This is a genomic window from Nocardia sp. CA-107356 (assembly GCF_050946365.1).
GTDB lineage: Bacteria > Actinomycetota > Actinomycetes > Mycobacteriales > Mycobacteriaceae > Nocardia.
Genome location: NZ_CP191992.1, coordinates 7,107,280 through 7,122,253, shown reverse-complemented (window position 1 = coordinate 7,122,253; position 14,974 = coordinate 7,107,280). Strand labels below are relative to the sequence as shown.

Sequence of the window (14,974 nt, the reverse complement as noted above, 5' to 3'; positions counted from 1 at the left end):
TCCGGCGTGTGGGACATGGCTGTGGCAAAGCAATCGCTCGCCAACGATGCGGGCAGTACGACGAGGAGTGCACTGATGGGACTGGATACCGGCCTGGATCGTGACGAGGTGCTGGCGCTGATTCGCACGGCGCTGGATGAGGATCTGCGCTACGGCCCCGATATCACCACGGCGGCAACGGTTCCCGCCGATGCGGCGGTCAAGGCATCGGTGGTCTCGCGGCAGCCGGGCACGGTCGCCGGGCTCGACGTCGGACTACTCGTTCTCGACGAGGTGATCGGCGCGGACAACTACGAAATCACCGACCGAGTTGCCGACGGCACCCGGGTCGAGCCGGGACGCAGTGTGCTCGGGCTGGTCGCACCGACCCGCGGTCTGCTCACCGCCGAGCGCACCATGCTCAACCTGGTCTGCCACCTCTCCGGTATCGCTACCGCCACCGCGGACTGGGTCGATGCGGTGGCGGGCACCAACTGCCGCATCCGCGACAGCCGCAAAACCCTGCCCGGTCTACGCGCCCTGCAGAAGTACGCGGTCCGCGTCGGCGGCGGCGTCAACCACCGCATGGGCCTCGGCGATGCCGCCCTGATCAAGGACAATCACGTCGTCGCCGCTGGTTCGGTAGTCGCCGCACTGCGCGCCGTCCGCGACCTGGCCCCCGATATCGCCTGTGAGGTCGAAGTCGACAGCCTCGAACAACTGGACGCCGTCCTGGCCGAGAAGGTCGAACTGGTCCTGCTGGACAACTTCCCCCTCTGGCAGACCCAAGCCGCCGTCCAACGCCGCGACAAAATGGCCCCGGAGACCAAGCTCGAGTCCTCGGGCGGACTGAGCCTGGATGTGGCGGCCGACTACGCGCGTACCGGTGTGGACTATTTGGCCGTCGGCGCCCTGACCCACTCCGTCCGCGTCCTGGACCTCGGCCTCGACATGTAGCGCCCGGTATCGGGTCAGGCGGTGAGTTCGCGCTCGAGCGGGGTGCGGAAGCGGGGGATCGCGCGGATATCGCCGTACCACTGGGCGGTGCGTGCGGCCTCGGCCTCGATCATCGCCTCGGCCTCCGAGCCCACATCCTCGAGTAGCCGGTAGGCGATCTCACCGTCCTTGCACTGGCCCCAACCGCCGACGATCCGCCCGTTGCACCAAATGGTCGGTCCCACATTGCCATTGCGATCGAAGAGGGTGGGCCCGTGGGCACCCAGGTACCAGTCGCGCGACTGCCAGCCCATCGGTGTCGGATCGAGGGCGGGCAGTAGGGCGGCCCATGGCTCGGGCTCGGCGACCGGGTCCTGGTCGTCGGCGAGCAGTAGGCCGGTGGTGCCGTCGAGATCGACCTCCACCACATCGAGTCGGGCGAGGGCCTTGCGGACTTCACCGAGCGTCCAGCCGGTCCACCACTTGATATCGGTGATCGGGGCGGGCCCGAAGGTATAGAGCCACTGCCGGACGAGTTCGACGCGGGCCACATCGGCGGGCATGGCCGCAACGCCTTGCGGCAGCCACGTTTCCATCGGCGCCCAGGTGTATTGGCTGCTGGTCCAACTGCCATTCGGACGGCCGCGCACGATGCGGCCCTCGACGCCCAGGATCACCAGCACCCAGGTCGTGATGCTGGTCGGTTTCGAATACGACTTGTCCGGAGCGGGATTCACCTGGGTGCGGAGCCGGGGCACATCCTTGCTCAGCTGTGCGCCGGTGGCCGAGCCGCGGGCGAGTAGCGCCTGGTGTGTCTCCTCTTCGACGTCGGCGAGCCAGGCGCGCACATTCCCATCGACAACATCCGCCTGCTCGATGAACCTGCTATAGGTGCGACGTTGCTTGTCCGCCAACGCATCCGCGCACGACGCCTGCAACACCGGCACCGATTCGACCGGCGCGACGAACATGGTGCGGCGCATCGCCAGCATGCGCAGGAGTACGCGATCGTCGTAGAGCGCCTTCTCGACGTGCGTCGGATCGACGGTATGACTACGTGCGCCGACCGATAGGAATACCGTCGCCGGATCGGTCGCATGCAAGACGACGAGGGATCGGACGATCTCGGCGATATCGTCGGTACGACTCGCGGGCGTCAGCCGATGCCGCTCCGCAAGTCTGGCCCTTCGCTCGGCCGTGGTAATCGAACGCATAAGCGAATACTAGCGGCGGCCCATCGATCCGCTCGGCCGAAACCGCCGACCCATCCGATTCGTCGGCACCGCATCCGATCCGGAGATCTCGAGCGCTCAGAGTCCGAACTGCTGGGGATCCAACCGCAGTACTTGGCACGCCTCACGTACCGCCGCGATCTCACTCCGGTCGAAGTTCCCGTCCGCGTTGCCGATCATGATTCCGATCTGGACCACGGCATTGGCCTCGGTCGGCTTACCCGCCGCCTTGCCGATCTGCTGCATCACATGCGCGCGCCCGAACGCAGGATCACTGACCAGCCGGTCGCAATTGTCCTCGAACAGGTCGCGCAGATCGTCGAGCGGAAAGTTCTGCAGTACCGGATCGGATCCGATGAGCCGGGCCACCAGCATCCGCTCGGCCGGATCCGCGTGCCCCCGAAACGTCTAGGGCCGCCAAGCGCGAACCAAGTCCAGCAGCCCCGGAAAGCGTGCATCCAGATCCTCGATCCGCACTCGGCTGCGCCGCTCCAGCCCGTACTGCCGCTGGCGGGTCACACCGGCTTCGCGTAGCACCCGAAAGTGATGGGTCAGTGTCGATTTCGGCCGATCGATATCGAACCAGCCGCAGGAACGATCGGTATCGGGGGATTCCAGTAGCAATTTCTGCACCATGCTCAGCCGCAACGGATCGCTGAGCACCCCGAGCACCTCCTCGAGCCGCAGGTCGGCGCGTGCGGGCTCGGGCAGTGTCGTGGCGGCGGTCTCGGTCGCGGGCATCGGGTCTCCTGAGGGATCGCGAATTCCTAGTACGACTTCTATCGTACTAGATGCTAAGTTCGACTTCTGTCGTACAAGTACGAGAAATTTCGAACTAGTGGAGGTCGGTATGACAACACTCGCGGCATCGCCGGAAACCACGCAGCGCAAGGGCTCGGTCTGGCTGGCGGCGTGGCCCGTGCTCGCGGTCTTCGTGCTCTCCAACGCGCCGACTCCGCTGTATGTCGTATGGCAGCGCCGGCTCGGCTTCTCCTCGGGCACCCTGACGGCCGTATTCGCCTGCTATATCGTCGGTTTGCTCGGCGCTCTGCTGGTCGCGGGCGTGGTCTCGGATCGCATCGGCCGCAAGCCGGTACTACTGCCCGCGGTGGTCCTCGCCATGCTCGCGTGCGTACTGTTCGCCACCGCGAATTCGGTTGCGGTGCTGGCGATCGCGCGTCTGCTCACCGGGATCGCGGTCGGCGCCGCCGTGTCGGCGGGTATGGCGGCAGTGACCGATATCGGCGGTCCGGAACGCAAACGCCTTGCCGCACTGGCGGCGTCATCGGCCATGGTGCTCGGCGCCGGATTCGGTCCGCTGCTGGCGGGTGTGCTGTCGCAGGCCGTTCCCGGCCCGACCGTAACCATCTTTGTCGTAGAGATCGTCCTGCTCGCTTCGGCTTTCGCGGTAGTCGCTCGGCTCGACCTACCCAAGGGCGCGGGCGGGCGCGGCCCGTGCATCCGTATCCCCGCGGTCGCACCGGGTGGCCGCACTGCGGTACTGCTCGGCATCGCGGCTTTCGCACCGGGCATCACGGCCACGTCGTTTGTGCTCTCGCTCGGACCCTCGCTGCTGTCGAACCTGTTGGGTGCCACCAACCGAGTGCTCGCGGGTGGTCTGGCCTTTGTCATGTTCGTCGGTGCCACCGGGATCCAATTCGCGGTGCGGCGGCTGCGGCTGCCCGCGATCCTGCTCGGCAGCGCCGCGGCCACCCTGCTCAGCATGGTCACCCTGGCCTCAGCGCTGCGACTGTCATCGATCGCGCTATTCGCCGTCGCCGCGCTATTCGCCGGAATCGGCCAGGGCATGGGGCAATTCGGCGGTCTCACCGCCATCGGCGCGAATGTGCCCGCCGATCGGTTGGCCGAGGCCAATGCCGCCCAGAACGTCGGCGGCTATCTGCCCGCCGCCGTGCTCCCACTGTCGGCCGGATTCCTCAGTGACGCAATCGGTCTGCCGGCCGGCGCGACGACCTTCGCGGGTGTGGTCGGTGTCGCGGCCGTGCTCGGCGCGGGATTCGTCGCGACGCGCGCCGCCGCTGCAGCCGGACCGCGATAGCCGCATGACATCATTCCAGGATGAGGTACGGATACCTACTGCTGACGGCCTGCTGTGTGCTGCTCACCGCGGTGTCGACGACGAGTTTTGCCGCACCGCCCGTATCGGCCGAGCCGGAGTGCGCGGTCCAAGTGGACGTCAGGCCGGTGACCCTGACGGTGGACGGCGAGGAGGCCACCGGCCGCGTGTACGAGCCGTACCGGTGTGCGGCGGGCGATCTGACGCCGCATGATCTGGTCGTCGTGGTACACGGCCACGACGGCAGCTCCGCCGACTTCGCCGGATATATGACCTCGATCGCCGGCCGGAACGCGACCCCGATCCTGTCCATGGACGCGCGCAGCGCGACCAGCGTCTGGCGGACCGGCGACTGGAACCTGTGGGCGGGCTGGCGCGATATCGTCACCGCCACCCAGTGGTACAAGAACGAACACCCCGCGATCGGCCGCACCGTGCTGTGGGGCTGGAGTCAGGGCGGCACCATGAGCGGCCTCGCGGCGGCATACGGCGCACCGGGACTGTTCGACTACTGGGTCGACAACTACGGTCCCGCGGACGATTTCACGATATGGCTCAACGCGGCGGGTATCGATCCCGCGCTACCGGCTCAGATCGAACGTGACGCGGGCGGCTGTGTCCCGACGGTGTGCCCGCAGGCCTACGCCGAACGGTCCCCCGCCCTGCTGGGCGCCCGGATGGGCATAAAACGCGCCTTCCTCGTCCACGGCACCAGTGACGATGTGGTGCCGTATTCGGCGACCCTGGAGATGCGCGCCGGACTGCTCGCTGCGGGCAAACCCACCTCGATGTACACCATCGTCAGCGGCCGCGATCTGTACGGCGCGGTGGTGCCCGGTGATCACAGCATCGGTCCCGCGTACTTCGAGGGCGGCTGCGTCGTCGAGAGGCTGCTCATGGGCACAGAACCCGTCGACGGACCCGACCGCGACTATCTGGTCGATGTCGCCCGCGGCATCGACACCACCCCCGCGGCCCCGCCGAACGCCAAATGCGCCGCCTGAATCAGTCCGTGGGAACACTCACCAGGTAGGTGTGGTTCATTCGAGCAGACCGATACGAGGAGAGGTGCGATGTATAAGCCGAACGACCCGGCCTACCACTGGAACGGCGACGAATTGGACCTCGACGCCTACCTCGCCCGCATCGGCTACGACGGCGACCGCACTGCGACACTGGCGACACTGCGAGCCCTGGTCTACGCGCACACCACCACGATCCCGTTCGAGAACCTGGAGACCATCCTCGGCCGCCCGGTGCCACTCGAACTGGAAGCGTTGCAGGACAAGATGATTCGGCAGCGTCGCGGCGGCTACTGCTACGAGAACGTCGGCCTGTTCGCCGCCGCGCTGGAACGGCTCGGCTTCGGCGTCACCGGTCTCAGCGGCCGGGTTACCATGGGCGCGCCCGGCGGCCTGCGTCCCGCCACACATGCCCTGTTGCGCGTCACCACCGGCGACGACGAACGAGTGTGGCTGGTAGATGTCGGCTTCGGCTCCGGCCCGCTCGCACCCTACGAACTGGTCGAGGGCGGCGAATTCGCGCTCGGGGATTGGCGATTCCGACTCGAGCACACCACCGGTGAGCTGGACAGCGACCTTTGGGTGCTGCACCAGTTCGGCCGTGAAGGCTGGATCGACCGCTACACCTTCACGCTGAACCCGCAGTACCGCATCGATTTCGCCATCGGCAACCATTTCGTGTCCACCTCCCCACGGTCACCGTTCACCACGCGGCCGTTCGTGCAGCGCTTCCTCCCGGATGTGCACCACATCCTCGACGGACTCACCCTCATCACCGAACATCCCGACGGCTCCAGCGAAACCCGCGAAGTCGACGCCGCCGAACTGCCCAAGATCCTCGCCGAGGTCTTCGATATCGATCTCAGCGAACCCGACGCGGCGGCCCTCGCCGAGGCCCCTTGGCTCGACTGACCCGGCCAGCGGGTGCGCGAACCCGACGCGGCGGTCCGTGCGGGTTACCCAGGCTGGATGCCATGGGCGGTTAGAGTCGGCCGGGTGCGCGCATACCGGAATCTCCTAGTCCTGTTCGCAGCCCCCGCCCTGGCCCTGACCTGCTGCAGTTCCGGACCGGATCAGCCCGACACCGTCGCCGGGCAGTTCGCCGACGCGCTGAGCCGGGACGATATCGCGGCTGCCGCCGCACTCACCGACGATCCGGCCAAGGCCGCGGATGCGCTGAGCAAGCTCTACGACGGGCTCGGCACAGAGGTCGAATTCGATGTCCGCAGTGCGGACAGGAACTCCATCACCCTCGCCGCCACCTGGAAACTCGGCAAAGACGGCAAGAACGAGTGGAGCTACACCACCAACGCCACGGCCAGCGATACCGGCGACGGCTGGAAGGTCAAGTGGGATCCCGACGCCATCGCGCCCGGCCTCGCCAAAGGTCCTCTGACCTACGCCACCACCTACCCGAAGCCCGCTCGCATCCTCGAGGCATCGGGCGGTGAGTTGATGACCGAGCAGGTGGTGACCGTGGTGAATATCGCCCCGGGTGCCGACACCGCAGCGCTCGCCGCCGTACTCGGACCCGTCGCGGGAGATATCACCGCCCCATCGCTGCAATCGGATCTGGCTGCGGCCCAGGGCAAGTCGGTCACCGCGATCACGCTGCGCGACGCCGATATCGCGCCGATCCAGACGGCGCTCGCCGCGATTCCCGGCGTCACGCTCGCACCGCAGACCCGCCTGCTGGCCACCGACAAATCCCTCGCTTCCCCGGTACTGTCCGACCTGGTCGACCTGTGGCAGAGCTCCGCCGACACAGCCGCTGGCTGGGCGGTGCGGGCGCAGACCGCCGATGGCACCGAACGCATCGCCGGCCAGGATCCGAAACCCAGCGCGGACATCGTGACCACCCTCGACACCGATCTGCTGCGCGCCGCGGAGAGCGCGTTGACGCCGGTCACCCAGCCCGCCGCGATCGTCGCAGTGCAACCGTCCACCGGAAAGGTGCTCGCCGTCGCACAGAGCGCGGCCGCCGACGCACAGGGCCCGATCGCGCTCACCGGTCTGTACCCGCCCGGTTCGACCTTCAAGACGGTCACCGTCTCCGCCGCTCTGCAATCCGGCGCGGTGACCCCAGACACCGTGCTGCCGTGCCCGGCCACCGCGAATATCGAGGGCCGCCGCATTCCCAACGACAACAACTTCGATCTCGGCAATGTGCCGCTGCACACCGCCTTCGCCCAGTCCTGCAACACCACCATGGGCCAGCTCGCGGTGAATCTCCCACCCAACGGCCTGACCGACGCCGCGGCACAACTCGGCCTCGGCATCGACTTCGTCACACCCGGCCTGACCACCGTCACCGGCAAGGTGCCGACCGCCGACACCCCGGTGCTGCGGGTGGAGTCCGGCATCGGCCAGGGCAAGGTGACGGCATCGCCGTTCGGCATGGCACTGGTAGCCGCCGCCATCGCGCGCGGATCGATGCCGCTGCCGATGGTCGTCGACGGAGCGCCCGGCGTCGCCGACCACATACCGCCGCCACTGCCACCGACGATCGATGAACAACTGAAAACGATGATGCGCGAGACCATCACCGGCGGCACGGCGACCGCGCTGCGGGATATCCCCGGCCTGATCGGCAAGACCGGCACCGCCGAGTACATCGATGACAAACATGCGCACGGCTGGTTCGTCGGCATCGACGGTGACCTGGCCTTTGCCGTCTTCGTCAGCGATGCGAACAGCTCGGGTCCGGCGGTGGAGGCCGCGGGTCGTATGCTTCGTGCACGGCGTTGAAATAGCATGGCAGCAGTGCTCGGCGCGGTGTGGGCGGCGAATGTACCCCCGCAGCCGCGTCCCGAGGATTGCGCCCCGCTACACTCGTCGGCGTAACGCGTAGATGGTCAATACGCGTGATGTCACGATCTCGAGAAGGTTCGGAGTAGGCGCCATCGATACCGGTCAATTGATCGCGGAGCACTACCGCCTGGTCGAGCGGATTGGTAGCGGCGGCACAGGCGTGGTTTGGCGTGCCATCGACGAACGCCTGCAGCGCTCGGTCGCGGTCAAGCAGATCCACATCAAAGCGAGCCTGCCCGAGGCCGAGCGCGATGTGATGCGCCAGCGCGCGATTCGCGAGGCCCGCAATGCGGCACGCTTCCAGCATCCGAATGCGATCGTGGTCTTCGATATCACCGAGCACGACGGCGATCCCTGCCTGGTGATGGAGTACCTGAAGTCGAACAGTCTGGCCGGGGTGATCTCGGCGCAGGGCATGCTGCCGCTCACCCAGGTCGCGCGGATCGGTGAGCAGGTCGCCTCGGCGTTGATCGCCGCGCACCATGCCGGGATCGTGCACCGCGACGTCAAACCGGGCAATATCCTGCTCGACGACACCGGCACCGTGAAGATCACCGACTTCGGCATCTCCCGTGCCACCGGTGACGTCACCCTCACCGAGACCGGTCTGATCTGCGGTACCGCCGCCTACCTCGCGCCGGAGGTCGCGCGTGGCGCCGACCCGACGCCCGCCGCCGACGTATTCGCCTTGGGCGCGACGCTTTTCCACGCGCTGGAGGGCGAACCGCCGTATGGTTCCAGCGCCAACCCGCTGGCCGTGCTGTACGCCGCGGCCAATGGTCAGGTGAGCGAGCCGCGACATGCCGGCCCGGCCACCGACTTCCTGCTGGATCTGCTCAGCCCGGAACCCATGGACCGGCCGACCATGCGCGCTGCCCGCGAACACCTGTCCGCGCTCGCCGACTCGGGCTCCGCACCCGCGCACGCCGGATTCGTCCCCGCCAGTGAGGCTTTCGGCCGCCGCGGCGAATCCGCCACCCGTGCCCTGCGCCCGCCTGCGAATCCGACGCCGGAGCACCAGCCGACCGCGCGGCAGCCACGTCCGGTGCCGCCGCCACGAAATTCGGTCCGCCCCAACAACTCCGGTAACGGCTCAGAGCATCCGCGCACCGCGACGCATCCGCGGACGACCACGCAGCCGCGTCCGGTGCCGCGCAAGTCCGGTGGTAAGCGCAAGGCGGTCTTGATCGGCGCGACCGCCGGTGCGGTGGTGGCCGTCGTGGCCATCCTGATCGGTGCGCTGAGCCAGTCGGGTACCAATACGCCGTCGGTGCAAGCGAGTCCGCCGTCATCGTCCGCGAGGTCGTCGGGCGCCAGTTCCACGGCGGCTGCGGGCTCGCTCGGTCAGACGCCGAGCCAGGGCACGGTTGATATCGGGCCGGCGGGCCAGTTGGTGGTCGACTTCTACAGCAACCCTGCCGGATCGTGGTCGATGCTGACGCCAGCGGCACAGAAGGTGTACGGGAGCGAGTCGGCCTTCAAGCAGTACTGGAGTTCGCGCACCATCGATACCTTCTCCGATATCGATGCGCCCTCGCGCAAGAACAATGCCGACGGTTCGATCGATATGCGTCTGGCCAGCCTCACCGTCAACGGTCAGACCAAGCAGTTGATGCTGCGGGTCATCGGGGCGAGCAGCGGAAAACTGCTGATCGACAGCGATACGCGCAGCGGCGACGCCCGCTAGTCACGACCGCGGGTGGCCACGGCGGGACCCATCACCCGAGCAGTGAGTCAGCGGGAGCCGGCCCCGAGGTCCGCGCCCACGTCGCGAGTAACCGCAATGCCGTTGCGCTCGGCGAATCCGGCTCGGTGGTGTGCATGATCAGCGCCTGATCCAGATCATCGGGCAGGCGCAGTGTCTCGAAACCCAGGTCCAGCCTGCCGACCACCGGATGCAGGTACACATAGCGGCCGTGCGTCTTGTCCTTGAGTTCGTGCTGCTCCCATAGCTTGTGGAACTCGGGCTCGGTGCTCAGCTCATCGATGAGGGCCGCGATACCCGCATCGCCGGGATTGCGTGCGATATCCAGTCGGAGATAGGCGACGACGTCGGCGGCCTTCGCCGCCCAATCCTCGTATAGCTCCCGCATCCCCTCGTCGAGGAAGACCAGCCGGGCCAGATTGCGTTCGCGGGGTGGTAGCGCGCCGAAATCGGTGATGAGCGCGGCGGCCAGTGCGTTCCACGCGAGCACAGTGGTGCCTCGGCCCACAATGTAGGCGGGCACATCGGCGGCCGCGTCGAGCAGCGTGCGCAATCCGGGACGAACCTGCTGCTCGGCCGGTGGTTCCGCACCGGACCAGGGGCGTGCCAGCCGATATAGATGCTCGCGTTCCACCGGATTCAATCGCAGCGCCTGCGCGACGGCGTCCAGCACAGATTCCGAAAAGTGCAGGGTACGCCCCTGTTCCAGGCGCACGTAGTGATCGACGCTGACCCCGGCCACCATGGCCAGTTCCTCACGGCGCAGGCCGGGCACTCGTCGGCGGTTGCCGTAATCGGGCAGGCCGACTTCCTCGGGGCTCAGGCGCGCCCGCCGGGAACGGAGGAATTCGCCGAGTTCGGCGCGTCGATCCAGACTCACGACTCCAGTATTACCGGGCAATAGCGCGCCAGGGTGGTCACGGGGTGCCCAGGCTCGCGCGGCGCTGTTTACCGCTGTCACCGGCGCCGAAAGTAGTGATCACCGCCGGAACGGTTCCGGTGACGAGGAGACACACAATGAGTGACACCCGCCCCTTCGGCGACACCGGTATGAATATCACCCCGCTCGGCTTCGGCACCTGGGTCTTCGGCGGGTCGGGTTGGCAGTACTCGTGGGGGGCCACCGACGACGCCGACTCGATCGCCGCCATCCAACACGCGGTCGGCGCCGGCATCAACTGGATCGACACCGCGCCTGCCTACGGTGTCGGACATGCCGAGGAACTGGTCGGTCGCGCGCTCGCCGACATCCCGGCGGCCGAGCGGCCCTACCTGGTCACCAAGACCGGTCTGATCTGGGCGGAAGGCGACGACCGCTCCGGGCCGCCGCGGCGGATCATGCGACCCGATGTGGTGCGCAACGAAATCGAGGATTCGCTGCGTCGACTGCGCGCCGATCAGATCGACCTGTACCTGGTGCATTGGCCCGATACCGGTGCGGTCTTCGTATACGGCGCCGACGGTGAGGCCAATGACCGGGCCACTCCACTCCAGGAGTACTGGCAGGTCATGGCCGATCTGAAGAAGGAGGGCAAGGTACGTGCCATCGGCCTGTCCAACCATGACGCGGCCCAACTGGAGGTCGCCGAATCCATCGCCCACGTCGATGTGATTCAGCCGCCGTTCTCGATGATCAACCGTTCGGCCGCGGCCGATATCGAATGGGCACGTAATAACGGCACCGGTGTGATCGCCTACTCGCCGCTGCAATCGGGCCTGCTCACCGGCACGTTCAGCGAGGAGAGGTTACGGAATCTTTCCGATGAGGACTGGCGCGGCTCACACCCCGACTTCACCACGGGCCTGTCCGCCAACCTCGCCCTCGTCGAGGCACTACGCCCGATCGCGACCCGACACGGAGTCACTGTCGCCGAGGTGGCCCTGGCCTGGGCGACCGCGTGGCCCGGCGTAACCGGCGCGATCGTCGGCGCCCGCACTGCCGCCCAGATCGACGGCTGGCTCGGTGCCAGCGACCTGGTCCTCGCCGCTGACGATCTGGCCGCGATCGAGTCCGCAATCATCGCCACCGGCGCGGGCACCGGCCCCGCCCGCGCATAAGACCCACGCTCACGATCCCGAAGGAACCGATATGACACTGCATGTAGTCGCCGAATTCCGCGCCACCCGAGGCCGCGAAGACCGCCTACGCACCGCACTCGAAGCGATGATCGAACCCTCCCTCGGCGAGCCCGGCTGCCTCGTCTACCAGCCCTATACCGACCCCAACGACCCAACCCGCATGGTGCTGGTGGAGGAATGGACCGGCTCCGAGGCCCTCGACGAGCACTTCACCACCCCGCACTTCTTCCACGTGCGCGATGTGCTCGACGAGATCCTGGCCGAGCCGATGGTGGTCAAGCGGCTCATCGCCGCGTGAATGGCTCGCCCGCCCCGATCCTCGGAGGGGGCGGGCGCACCCGTCGATCGTCGGCACCGGACTTTCGGGCAAACTATGACGCGCTCAGTCAGAAGTCGAGCCCGGTCCACGGAATGCGGATCAGGAACGTTGAGTCGATCGCGATGCCGTCGGCGTCAGCGGGGGCCGCCTGGTAGTCGGGCTGTTCGCGGGCACGCGATGTTTCACCGGCCGGCGTCGTGGACCGACCGCAGCGATAACTGGTGGCAGCGGACCGATAGGCTGGTAGCTGGAGCGGGTCGTACGAAACCGACCGCCTGGCTTCTTAGTAGGAGCCTCGAAGCATCGGCACAGACAGGATCGCAGACCTCATGACATCCCGCATCGAGCTCGCCCGCGTTGATCTTCGCGGCCGTACTCCCTCCGCTGCCGAGCTGCGCACCGCGCTGCCGCGCGGGGGAGTCGACGTGGACTCGGTGCTGCATCAGGTGCGGCCGGTGGTGGAGGCGATCCGGGATCATGGCGTCTCGGCGGCGATGGAATTCAGCGAGAAGTTCGACGGAGTAATCCCGGCGAGTGTGCGGGTGCCCGCCGCTCAGCTGGATGCCGCGTTGGAGGAACTCGATCCGGCCGTTCGTACCGCGCTCGAGGTCGCGATCGAGCGGACCCGCAAGGTGCACGCCGATCAGCGACGCACCGACACCACCACCGAGGTCGTGCCCGGCGGCACGGTCACCGAGCGCTGGGTGCCGGTCGAACGGGTGGGGCTCTATGTGCCCGGTGGCAATGCCGTCTACCCGTCGAGTGTCGTGATGAATGTGGTGCCCGCGCAGGCGGCAGGCGTCGACTCGCTGGTGGTGGCATCGCCGCCGCAGGCGCAGTTCGGCGGGCTACCGCATCCGACCATCCTGGCGGCCGCGAAGTTGCTCGGGGTCGAGGAGGTGTGGGCGGTCGGCGGTGCGCAGGCCGTCGCGCTGCTGTCCTATGGCGGCACCGATACCGATGGCGCCCAGCTCGAGCCGGTCGACCTGATCACCGGTCCCGGCAATATCTACGTGACCGCCGCCAAGCGTCTGTGCCGCGGCCTGGTCGGCATCGATGCCGAGGCGGGCCCCACCGAAATCGCGATCCTCGCCGATGCCACCGCCGATCCGGTCCACGTCGCCGCCGATCTGATCAGCCAGGCCGAGCACGATGTGCTCGCGGCCAGCGTGCTGGTCACCGACAGCGTCGACCTGGCCGATGCCGTCGATGCCGCGCTCGCCACCCAGATGACCGTGGTCAAACACGCGCACCGGGTACGGGAGGCGTTGTGCGGCAAACAATCCGGCACCGTCCTCGTCGACGATATCGACCAGGGCCTGCGGGTCGTCAACGCCTACGCCGCCGAACACCTGGAGATCCAGACCGACGACGCCCCGGCCGTCGCGGCCCGAGTGCGCAGCGCCGGAGCGATCTTCGTCGGCGCGTACGCCCCGGTCAGCCTGGGCGACTACTGTGCGGGCTCCAATCACGTACTTCCGACTGCGGGTTGCGCCCGGCACTCCTCGGGCCTCAGCGTGCAGACCTTCCTGCGCGGCATTCACGTGGTCGAATACACCGAAGCAGCATTGAAAGACGTCGCCGGTCACGTGGTCGCTCTGGCCAATGCGGAGGACCTGCCCGCACACGGCCAGGCCGTGCAAGCGCGATTCGAGGCACTGGCATGACCCCCGAGATCACCGTGCCCGGTGCCGATATCAGCCTGGACGAGCTACCGTTGCGCGATAACCTGCGCGGCAAAAAGCCTTACGGTGCACCACAATTGACGGTGCCGGTGCAGCTGAACACCAACGAGAACCCGCACCCGCCCAGCAAGGCCCTCATCGACGACGTCGCCGAATCCATCCGCGCCGCGGCAACCGATCTGCACCGCTACCCCGACCGCGACGCCGTCGCCCTGCGCACCGATCTGGCCGAATACCTGACCCGCCAGACCGGCGTTGCCGTGAGCACCGCCAATGTGTGGGCGGCCAACGGCTCCAACGAGATCCTGCAGCAGTTGCTGCAGGCCTTCGGCGGACCGGGCCGCAGTGCACTGGGTTTCGTGCCGTCGTACTCGATGCACCCGATCATCTCCGAGGGCATCGATACCGCATGGGTCGAGGCCGAGCGCAACGCCGACTTCTCCCTCGATATCGACTACGCGCTCACCGCCATCGTCGAACGTCACCCCGACGTGGTCTTCGTGACCAGCCCGAACAACCCGACCGGACACAGCATTCCGCAGGCCGACCTGGCTCGGATCCTGGCCGCCGCGCCGGGCATCGTGGTCGTCGACGAGGCCTACGGCGAATTTTCCGCCGAGCCGAGCGCGATCGCCCTGATCGATCGGTATCCGACGAGACTCGTGGTCACCCGGACGATGAGCAAGGCATTCGCCTTCGCGGGCGGCCGCCTCGGCTACCTGGTCGCGGCCCCGGCGGTGATCGACGCCATGCTGCTGGTGCGGCTGCCGTACCACCTGTCGGTGGTCACCCAGGCCGCCGCCCGCGCGGCGCTGCGGCACGCCGACGAAACCCTCGCCAGCGTCGCCGAATTGGCGTCGCAGCGCGACCGCGTCGCGGAGGCGTTGCGCGCCATGGGTTTCGACGTGATCCCCAGCGACGCGAACTTCCTGCTCTTCGGTCGCTTCGCCGACGCGCCCCGCGCCTGGCAGCACTATCTGGACCGCGGCGTACTGATCCGCGACGTCGGCATCCCCGGATATCTGCGTGCCACCATCGGTCTCGCGGCTGAGAACGACGAATTCCTGCGCGTCAGCGGCGCACTCGCCGATACCGACCTCACCATCCGATGAACCCGCCTGTGGAGGAA

13 protein-coding genes and 1 pseudogene are annotated in these 14,974 nt (G+C 67.5%); 10 read left to right on the top strand and 4 right to left on the bottom strand.

Features of this window, described 5'->3' with window-relative positions; genetic code table 11:
- Positions 1 to 75: 75 nt before the first annotated feature.
- Positions 76 to 936 (top strand): carboxylating nicotinate-nucleotide diphosphorylase, encoded by an 861-nt coding sequence (gene nadC / locus ACQP1G_RS32025; protein ID WP_433193359.1) that lies wholly within the window; start codon positions 76 to 78, stop codon positions 934 to 936.
- A 14-nt stretch (positions 937 to 950) separates the two neighbouring features.
- Here the strand turns inward: nadC and ACQP1G_RS32020 are convergent, their stop codons facing one another.
- From ACQP1G_RS32020 to ACQP1G_RS32010, 3 genes and pseudogenes are all read right to left on the bottom strand, one after another.
- On the bottom strand, positions 951 to 2,129 hold the full coding sequence (locus ACQP1G_RS32020; RefSeq protein ID WP_433193358.1) for a winged helix DNA-binding domain-containing protein: 1,179 nt from the start codon (positions 2,127 to 2,129) through the stop codon (positions 951 to 953).
- A 96-nt stretch (positions 2,130 to 2,225) separates the two neighbouring features.
- Positions 2,226 to 2,534: pseudogene (locus ACQP1G_RS32015) on the bottom strand (tellurite resistance TerB family protein); the annotation flags it as partial.
- Between the two features lie 21 nt (positions 2,535 to 2,555).
- Positions 2,556 to 2,888: an ArsR/SmtB family transcription factor gene (locus ACQP1G_RS32010; protein WP_433193357.1), complete on the bottom strand. Its 333-nt coding sequence runs from the start codon at positions 2,886 to 2,888 to the stop codon at positions 2,556 to 2,558.
- Positions 2,889 to 2,997: 109 nt separating this feature from the next.
- Between ACQP1G_RS32010 and ACQP1G_RS32005 the strand changes: the two genes are divergently transcribed.
- From ACQP1G_RS32005 to ACQP1G_RS31985, 5 genes are all read left to right on the top strand, one after another.
- Positions 2,998 to 4,206, top strand: a complete 1,209-nt coding sequence (locus tag ACQP1G_RS32005; protein ID WP_433193356.1) for an MFS transporter — start codon at positions 2,998 to 3,000, stop codon at positions 4,204 to 4,206.
- 20 nt (positions 4,207 to 4,226) lie between these two features.
- Entirely contained in the window at positions 4,227 to 5,228 is a 1,002-nt protein-coding gene (locus ACQP1G_RS32000) for an alpha/beta hydrolase family protein (protein WP_433193355.1), read from the top strand.
- Between the two features lie 69 nt (positions 5,229 to 5,297).
- On the top strand, positions 5,298 to 6,158 hold the full coding sequence (locus ACQP1G_RS31995) for an arylamine N-acetyltransferase family protein (protein WP_433193354.1): 861 nt from the start codon (positions 5,298 to 5,300) through the stop codon (positions 6,156 to 6,158).
- An 84-nt stretch (positions 6,159 to 6,242) separates the two neighbouring features.
- Positions 6,243 to 7,994, top strand: coding sequence for a penicillin-binding transpeptidase domain-containing protein (locus tag ACQP1G_RS31990; RefSeq protein ID WP_433193352.1), 1,752 nt, complete (start codon positions 6,243 to 6,245; stop codon positions 7,992 to 7,994).
- A gap of 103 nt (positions 7,995 to 8,097) precedes the next feature.
- Positions 8,098 to 9,744, top strand: coding sequence for a serine/threonine-protein kinase (locus ACQP1G_RS31985; protein ID WP_433193350.1), 1,647 nt, complete (start codon positions 8,098 to 8,100; stop codon positions 9,742 to 9,744).
- A gap of 31 nt (positions 9,745 to 9,775) precedes the next feature.
- Here ACQP1G_RS31985 and ACQP1G_RS31980 read toward each other — a convergent pair whose 3' ends face one another.
- Positions 9,776 to 10,642 carry a helix-turn-helix transcriptional regulator gene (locus tag ACQP1G_RS31980; RefSeq protein ID WP_433193349.1) on the bottom strand — a complete coding sequence of 289 codons (867 nt, stop codon included), beginning with the start codon at positions 10,640 to 10,642 and terminating at the stop codon, positions 9,776 to 9,778.
- 137 nt (positions 10,643 to 10,779) lie between these two features.
- On the opposite strand from ACQP1G_RS31980, the gene ACQP1G_RS31975 reads away from it, so the two are divergent.
- From ACQP1G_RS31975 to ACQP1G_RS31960, 4 genes are all read left to right on the top strand, one after another.
- A complete protein-coding gene (locus ACQP1G_RS31975; RefSeq protein ID WP_433193348.1) occupies positions 10,780 to 11,820 on the top strand; it encodes an aldo/keto reductase in 1,041 nt (346 codons plus the stop codon).
- Positions 11,821 to 11,851: 31 nt separating this feature from the next.
- Positions 11,852 to 12,139 (top strand): putative quinol monooxygenase, encoded by a 288-nt coding sequence (locus ACQP1G_RS31970; protein WP_433193347.1) that lies wholly within the window; start codon positions 11,852 to 11,854, stop codon positions 12,137 to 12,139.
- Between the two features lie 350 nt (positions 12,140 to 12,489).
- Positions 12,490 to 13,827 (top strand): histidinol dehydrogenase, encoded by a 1,338-nt coding sequence (gene hisD, locus ACQP1G_RS31965; protein ID WP_433193346.1) that lies wholly within the window; start codon positions 12,490 to 12,492, stop codon positions 13,825 to 13,827.
- Entirely contained in the window at positions 13,824 to 14,957 is a 1,134-nt protein-coding gene (locus ACQP1G_RS31960) for a histidinol-phosphate transaminase (RefSeq protein ID WP_433193345.1), read from the top strand. Before hisD ends, ACQP1G_RS31960 begins: the two co-directional genes overlap by 4 nt.
- Positions 14,958 to 14,974 lie beyond the last annotated feature (17 nt).